This is a genomic window from Fulvivirga kasyanovii (assembly GCF_009711405.1).
GTDB lineage: Bacteria > Bacteroidota > Bacteroidia > Cytophagales > Cyclobacteriaceae > Fulvivirga > Fulvivirga kasyanovii.
In genome coordinates, this window is record NZ_SMLW01000409.1 from 1 (window position 1) to 9,170 (window position 9,170).

Annotated in this window: 3 protein-coding genes; all 3 read left to right on the forward strand. The window is 41.6% G+C overall.

The features are described 5' to 3' along the window. Positions 1–3,490: hypothetical protein (locus E1163_RS30430; protein WP_185155973.1), on the forward strand; the 3,490-nt coding region annotated here is incomplete at its 5' end. Positions 3,491–3,501: 11 nt separating this feature from the next. Continuing rightward, a complete protein-coding gene (locus E1163_RS05590) occupies positions 3,502–6,816 on the forward strand; it encodes a DUF6443 domain-containing protein (protein WP_155170355.1) in 3,315 nt (1,104 codons plus the stop codon). Between the two features lie 14 nt (positions 6,817–6,830). Next, positions 6,831–9,170 (forward strand): RHS repeat domain-containing protein (locus E1163_RS05595; RefSeq protein ID WP_185155974.1); only part of this gene is annotated, 2,340 nt, incomplete at its 3' end.

The window sequence follows — 9,170 nt, forward strand, 5'->3', positions numbered from 1 at the left end:
CTATAACCAGGCTCCTAAACCTTATAATTCAACATTTGACGGCTTTGGATACACTACACCTCAAGCTACCAATCTGGTGGAATCGGGCTTGTGCTATGCCGATGAAAATGGAACAATAAAGTCCTTTGACATATCAGGCAATAACGACCTTAACAAAACAAACTTTGAATTCGATCTTTATTCATTTTCTTTTGGAGGTAATAGCGGTAAATTCATATTTAAAGACAAAACCACGGGGGTAAGCCTGGACAGGCAAAATATAATCTTTAAGGCTACCACTAATAGACTAGACCTAAGCACAGCACTGGAGGCTGTAACGCCAGATGGCACTCGATATATTTTTGGACTAGTGGGCTACACATACACTTCGCAATTGCAACCAGTAGACACTTCCCAGGAACCTGTTCGCCCGCCCACCAAAGCACGTACATGGTACCTGACAAAAATTATTTATTCTGATAAAACAGAAGTAGTTTTTAAATATTCTGATAAAAGAACCTCTATTTCCACACCTTCGCTTGATAAAACCTGGCAACACATAACCGTACCACCTGGTAAGCAATATCCAGGCGCTACAGATGTTGTTACTGAAGTTATTACATGCAGCAAATTAGAGAGCTATTACCTTGACAGTGTATACTTTACCAATGGGAAATTGAAATTCAGAACAAGTCCCCGGGAGGATCTTCAGGAAGGATTGAAGCTTGATGCCATTGAGTTATATGATAATGATGATCACCTGGTTAAGAAAGCGCGGTTTATATATGAATATTTTGAAGCTTATACTAGTGGTTACGATTGGTTGAGCATCTCGGAAACCGCCAGAATCGCCCCTCTTAGACGGAGCCTCTACACTAATGATTACATTTCGAACTCTAAAAGGGATCAATACAGAAGCAAACGTCTGAAGCTGAAGAGTGTTCAGGTAACGGATGGTACTTTAAACGGAACAAAAATTCCTGCTTATAGTTTTACTTACAATTCTATAACACTACCGCGCAAAACTTCTTTTGCCCAAGACTTATGGGGTTTCTATAATGGGGCAGATCTCAATGAAACCCTGTTGCCCAACTATAACAAACTTGGTTATTGGGATGGCAACATTCCAGACTATTTCCTGGTAACGGATCCCACTACCCGCAGAGTTGGGAACCGATCCGCCAATGAAGCAAAAATGGCCGCATGCGCATTATTGAAAATTAATTATCCTACAGGTGGCCATACATCTATTGAATATGAAGCCAACAAAATCCTGGAAACCCAATCCTCATCAATATTGATTGATAAAACAAAAAATGCTGTTAATGTTTCCAGTGGGGTAAGTGTCGAAGAATTTGAAGTCCCTGATATTGGGTTTAGCATGAACTTATTTATAGGAGGGGTAATGAAATACGTAAAGGCCAACCCTGTTAGTATCCATATAACCCTAAATTGCTGCCCCAATCCTCCTGATGACCCCTGCCCTATTAATAATGGTTATTGTGTGCCCTACGATGCCAACTATCCGACCAAGGGGTTGTACACAAAATTAGAAAGGTGGAACAATGAAACAGGAACCTGGGTAAGAACCAATCCGGGAGAACAGGTTTATGACTTTAAAACCTTGGAACAACACTCCAATGTTCAAACCTTCGGTAGCGATAATTATAAGCAATTAAGCTATAGTACAGGCCTTATTCCAGGTCGTTACAGGATTACCGCAAACTACCCGGACAATGCCCCTTCTCAAGGAGGGACAGGCACAAATGCTAATATTGCAAGTATTAGCCTCACCTATAAAGAAAAGGAGACCGATGAAATCCATAGCAATAGGATTGTAGGAGGTCTAAGAGTGCAAAAGATAGAAGAACACAATGAAACTGGCTCACTATTACTACAGAAAAAATTTGTTTATGAGCATGGGAAACTCATGACGCAGCCTATTTTTTACAGAAAATTCTCAAACCATAACTTCGCCAATGATAACAGCGCACATTGCAGCAGTAATCAGGCTGACCCCAATTCATTCAATTGTAGTTCTAACGAGAGTGGGTGCCCAAGTGTACCTTGCCAATGTGACTATGTAGATGTTTATCAATATACTTTATACTCTAATCCTGTTGCTAATTATAGCTATTCTGCACATGGAGGGCTTGTAGGATATAACAGCGTGACTATTTCTTATGATAAAGATGGAAAGCGCGGCAGTTCGCAGTACTTTTACCATAACAACCCCGATAGTCACTCCTATGAAATTACAGTACCGGGTATACCTCCCTCTAATGACTTACTTAATGGGCTTATTTCTAAGCAAGTGGAGTATAATGGCAACGTCCCTGTCAAGTCTGTTGAGTACAAATATGAGCTTTCAGGTTTTGCTATTAAATGGTGCTTCAAAACGGAATATAATCCACCTTGGATAACAGCCCTTGACGGTAATGTTCATCCATCCTCCCGGTTCGAACCAGAACATTTTTACCTTCATTTTTACCCTTTGAAACTAGGCAAACAGAACCTGCAAAGCAAAACCGAAACTTTCCACAATACTCAGCAGGAGAAACGTGATTATGTAGTGACTACTACTTATGAGTATAATGACCGAAATCAGGTAACAGTTTTGAGTACTACTGATAGCAAAAATCAGGAACTCATTACCTCAAATTTTTACCCCCAGGATTATGCCCATTCGCAGAATGTGTATGAGAAAATGGTAGAAGATAACGTCATAACCCCGGTTATTAAATCAGAGACCTTAAATAAAACCAAAGCCAAAAAAATAAAAGGGCAGGAGCATGAATTCAAAGTGACACCTACAGGTATCTATGTGCCTTCCCTCTCAAAAGTTTGGCAAAAAAGCGGCTATGAACATGAGGCTGATTACCTGTATGACGATCACGGGAACCTCATTCAATGGCAAAAGGACAGAGATCGACCCGTTTCGTATTTGTGGGGCTATCAACATACATTGCCGATAGCAAAAGTGGAGAATGCAACCCATGATAAAATAGCTTTTACCAGCTTTGAAAGCCCTGACCAGGGAGGCTGGGAGTATGAAACCGATAATGTAATTTCAGGCGGGGTTTCCGGTGAGCAATGCTTAAAGGGGTTTGGGCATATCTATAAAAATAACCTACCCGAAGGTGACTACATAATAAGTTGCAAGGTAAAGCGTATTGAAGAAGGACAACAGGGACGGATAAGTATTAATGACGGCGAAGATTTTCTAATAAACAATAGCACCACATGGAAGTATATTGAATTGCCTTATCAAGGAGGTGACTTTACCTTGTATTATTCTCAAATTCATGTAGATGACCTAAGGCTTTATCCAAAAGAAGCTCAAATGGAAAGCTATACCTACACCCCTTTAACAGGTATAACCTCCAGCACAGACCCAAATGGTATAACTTCTTATTATGGTTATGACCCACTGGATCGTTTACAGACAGTAAAAGATCATGAAGAATATATATTAAAGCAGTACATCTACCATTATCAAAATAAGCAGTAACAATCGTTTCTATGGACAAGGCTAATAATTTTTTTATTAACACAATTATATTTTTTCTGATTTGCCATCTGGCAAATGGAAGCACAGGTACCCCCTTAAAAGTAGAGATTAAGGGGCCTGCATCGATTTGTCTAGGATCCTCGGCTACCTATACTTTAGTCGGAAGTTCCGGAGAATCGGTACCTGTTTACGGGTATAGTTGGAAGATCCCACAAGGAGCAACCATTGTTTCAGGAGTAAGCACTAATGAAGTAACCATAAAATTCGACGCTGTCGGAATAGGTGGATTAATTGAAGTAAGTGGCAACACATTGGCGGCATACTTATCAGTAAACATATATAGTTCCGCCCCAAAACCAGGTATAATTTCAGGCCCCTCGACAGTATGTAAGGGGGGAACTGCGCAATTTACCATTGATCCTGTCAATTCACCTAATGTCAGTAAGGTTATGTGGGTTGAGCCCAGGGCAACGGTTGTGTCATCTGATCATAAATCTGCTACCGTCAAGTTCCCTGAAAACTATGAAAACGGAGATTTGATTGTGTATATCGTACCTAAAGCCTGTACGCCTCACACTTCCGTCAAACACCTGACAGCAGGAGAAAAAGTCCCTGAAGTTCCTGGAGAAATCATGGGCAGTACAAGGGTAACTCCTGGTGAATCAAAAATTACTTACAGCATACCGACCATCCCTAATGCCACGAGCTATGATTGGTCTCTACCACAAGGAGGAAGCATTATTTCAGGTAACGGGACTAACAATGTAACAGTAGCTTTTTCAACTGCATTTAACGAGGGAGCCATAAAGGTGAGAGGGGTAAATAGCACTTGCAGCGGTGAATACTCTTTACCTTTACCCTTAAGGTTTTCTACTGTACCTGGTGATGCCGGGCCTATAAAAGGTGAGCCGGAAGTGTGCCTCGAGGGAGATCAGGTCCTGACTTTTTCTGTTGATCCTATTTCCAATATTGATTTAGACAACATTAATGACGACAACCGTTACGTCTGGATGGTATCGGGTGGTTCTATTCAACCTCTTGGCAATCCTGATGCCGGAGGCGACATGCGCACCAATGTAATGCAGGTAAAAATTTACGCCATGAAATACAGTGGAAATTTCCCACTAACAATCTCTGTACTTGGTCAAAAAAAAATGGATGATGGCACAATAGCACAGGGGAAGTTATCTTCTAAAGAAATAGAAGTATACTACCCCGTACAGCACATTTCCTCAATCAACGGCCCGAATGTAATTTCAAAAGGAGCACAAGGAGTTGCCTATAGTGTGAATATACAACCTAATGCCGATACATATTCTTGGTTAAATCCGCCAGGCACAACTATTTCCCTCATAAATAATAATAGTATTCAGCTTGATTTTAAAGAACAATTTAACGGAGGTGTACTCAAGGTTGCTGGAGTCTCCGAAACCTGTGGTATTGGGGAGTACACGGAGCTTTATATAAATGACCCTAATGCGCCTTTACTTGAGGCATCTCCAGACAAAAATTATGTGATTGAGAGGAGTTCACTAATACCTTTTAAAAACAAAAACAACCCGTCATACAGCAATGTGGCCGCATCTCAGGTACAGTATTTTGATGCACTCGGAAGACCTACACAACATGTAGTACATGCGGGATCACCCAAAATGAATGATCTCATAGATTATGTGGAGTATGATCCGTCAGGAAGAAAACATAAACAGCTTCTAACCTATGTCGATGGGTTAAACAATGGTACCTGGAGGAATAATATAACTACCGGGCAAGCCGACTTTTATAGCACAGGTCATGCTTTAGGCAATGAGGTAGCGGATGATGCATATCCCTGGGAAACAATAGATTATTATGAATCACCTCTGGATAGAGTGAAACGAAAGACAGGACCTGGAGAAACATGGGGAGAAGACAGAGCGTTGGGGTACTCTTATCTGCTCAATGATTTGAATGATGATGAGGTGCTGATATGGGAATTACAGGAAGGTTTACAGGCTTCCGGCAAATATGCCACCGGAGAATTGCAAAAAGTGGAAATGACTGATGAGGATCGTCATAAAACTATTGAATTTATTGACAAACTTGGGCAAACCATTTTAAAACGGGTACAAGTTCATAAAAACGAAGATCCTGAATTATGGGCTGACACTTACTATATCTACAATGACTATGGTAATTTAAGCTATATATTACCTCCGGAAGCAGTAAAAAAGATCGGCTCTCCTTCAATCCCATATACTGTTTCCCCTGATCTGTTAAAACTTTGGGCCTTCCAGTACAAATATGATGACCGTAACCGTATAATCGAAAAACGTGTTCCTGGATCAGATTGGGTGTATATGATCTATGACGGCAGGGATCGCCTCGTGCTGACACAAGATGGGAATCAACGAGACCCTAATAAAACAACGGGCCGGGAATGGTCTTTCACCAAATATGACCGGTTCAACAGGCCTGTTGCCACCGGCATATATACGCATTCTGTAAGCGCTACCCGGGCAGAGATGCAGGCTGTAGTTGATGTTTTTTACAATACTGCGACTGGAAATTCGGATAAATGGCATGAGGAAGCAGGTACTACCACCCATGGATACACGAGCCGGTCGTTTCCTGATACAGCCTCAGAAAGTGATTACCTGACAATAACCTACTATGACAGCTATGACTTCAAAAGCCTGGCTGACTTTGGTCCGGACTACGATTATGACGCTACTCAGCTAGGCCCTGAAACTTGTGCTCAGGGAACCTACTCCTTTCCCTCGAAAGAATTTAGCCGTGTACGGGGCCTCTCAACCGGTAATAAGATCAAGGTACAGGATGGCAACAATACATGGTTATGCTCAGTGACTTACTACGACGACCGCTACAGAGTCATTCAAACTATTACAGAAAATCATTTCGGAAGTAAGGATAAATACAGCACACTTTATAATTTCCCCGGTTGGATTCTGGCTACCAAAACAAGTCATCAAAAAGATGGCGAAGTATACGGGATCAAAAAGCGCTATACCTATGATCACACAGGCCGGCTTATGCAAGGTTATCATGAGCTTATTAAAAACGATACGTCGCAGGGTGAAGTACTGTTAGCGGAGAACAAATACAATGAACTTGGGGAGCTGATAGAAAAGAACCTGCATGTGGAAAACAATGGGCCTCACCAATCCATCGACTACCGTTATAACATCCGTGGGTGGCTTGAAAGTGTGAATAGCAGTACACTTCAAATTGACCCGGAAAGAAATGTAGATGACGCAAACCCCGATCTTTTCGGCATGGAACTCTTGTATAACCATCCTCTAAATGGAGTTCCTGCCGGGAATTAAAGACTATAGAAAGAATGAAAGACTTCATGCGAAAAATTACTTCAACCCTCTTAGTACTGATTAGTTTTTATGCCAATGGCCAGACGAATGTCACCTGGACAGACCTGACTGGGGTGGAAGTGCAAAATGACAATGCCCTTGTTAAAACAGCCGGGTGGGGAACTACAAATGGAGGGGCTGCTTCTGTTGAAACACTAGCAGCAGGAGCTTCCGGCTGGGCAGAGTTTACAGCTTATGCCACAGGTTACGAGCGCTATTTTGGCCTTACGCAAAGCAATATAGATGCTGGTAACGTCATGGATTATACCATTAAATTAAATAATAATAACAACGTTGTCATTCAGGAGAATGGAAGCCCTAAAGCAGGTTTTGGAACCTTTGTTGATGGCGATGTATTGAGGATAGAAAGAACTGGCTCTACGGTAGAATACAAATGGAATGGAGACACTTTTTACACGTCGCAAACAGCTTCATCCACATCACTGGTTGTAGATGCCTGTTTTTATCATAGTGGAGGGGCCATAAACAATGCTGTCTTATCCTTTGGTACAGCAGCAGTTGTTACTGTACCGGATGCTCCGGAAAATTTACAAGGCACTGCCACAATAAGCGGCATAGAACTCAACTGGACAGACACATCCAGTAATGAAAATGGATTTAGATTGGAGCGCAAAACGGGAACAGGGGCTTATGAACTGCTGGCTACTATAAACGCTAATATTATAACTTATAAAGACACTGATGTTTTGCCAGAAACTACCTATTCCTATAGACTTACCTCATTTAATGATGCAGAGGGTTCCGGGTATAGCAATATAGTTACTTTAACCACACCTGCGACTCCACCGCCAACAGGCTCAGCCGTCACCTGGACCGATTTAGTTGGGGTTGCGGTACAGGCAGATAACTCATTAGTAAAAACCGCAGGATGGGGCACAGACAATGCCGGAGCTGCCTCTTCAGAAGTGCTGGCAGCCGGAGTTGACGGCTGGGTGGAATTTACAGTTTATGCTACGAATCACGAACGCTACTTTGGCCTTACTCAGAGCAACACCAATGCAGGCAGTGTTATGGATTATGCCATCAAGCTTAGCAGCACGAATACTATAGTGGTTCAGGAAAACGGAACTTCAAAGGGAGGTTTTGGTGAGCTCTCCGATGGTGATGTTTTAAGAATTGAAAGAACTGGCACCTCTATTGAATACAAAAAAAATGGAATTGTTTTTTATCCATCTCAGGTGGTATCAACCTCCCCACTGCTAGTTGATGTATGCTTTTACCATAAAGGTGGTGAGATAAAGAATGTAGATATTTCTTTTGGGCGATTTTCAAACACTGGCCCTGCTCCACAGAAATTACAGGCAACAGTAACAGACTTTGATAAAATACAACTTGAATGGGAAAGTACTAAGGATGTTGCTTATGAAATAGAAAGATCCGTAACATCAGGCACGGGGTACAGCTTAATTGCAACAACTACTCCCGGAACCTCCACTTACAAAGATCACTCACTTGAGGCTAACACCTTATACTATTATCGTATAAGGGGCGTTTATAAAGGCGATCAATCTGTTTATAGCACCGAAGTATTTGGCACTACCAAAACTCCACAGACCACTGATCTTACTCAGGATCATAACCCGGTGTACAATGGCAATATCTCAGCAATAAAATGGAAAACGCACGGAGATGCCGAAGAGAAACTTTATACCTATAAATATGATCCAATGAACAGGATCACAAAAGCACAGTATGCCCAGAGAAATACAGCAACCCATACATGGACATCGGCAAAAGGAGGTTATAGTGTAAATAATATTAACTATGACCTGAATGGGAATATTCAAAGTCTTAACAGGCAATCTATGGAGGAAGACCTGCGAACCATAGATGCACTTACCTACACCTACAATGGCAAAGGCAATCAATTGACCGCCGTGAGTGATGCAGCAGGCTGGGATGGTTTTACAGACCGCAACACCACAGGAGATGACTATGAATATGATGCCAACGGTAACATGACTAAAGACAGGAATAAAGAAATAGAGGCGATTGAATATAATAACCTTAATTTACCAGTGAAAGTACTTAAAACCGATGGTAAGTATATTAAATATATCTATGACGCAACCGGAGTAAAGCTGGCTCAGGAAGTTTATGATGCTGGAGATAGCCTTGTCAAGCGCACAGACTATATGGGTGAGTTTATTTACGAAAACGGTGAATTGCAACTTATTCAGCATGAAGAAGGAAGGATAGTGAAAGGTGAAGGAAATAGTTTTGACTACCAGTACCATTTAAAAGATCACCTGGGAAATACAAGGCTGACCTTTACCACGAAACCGAAGACAATC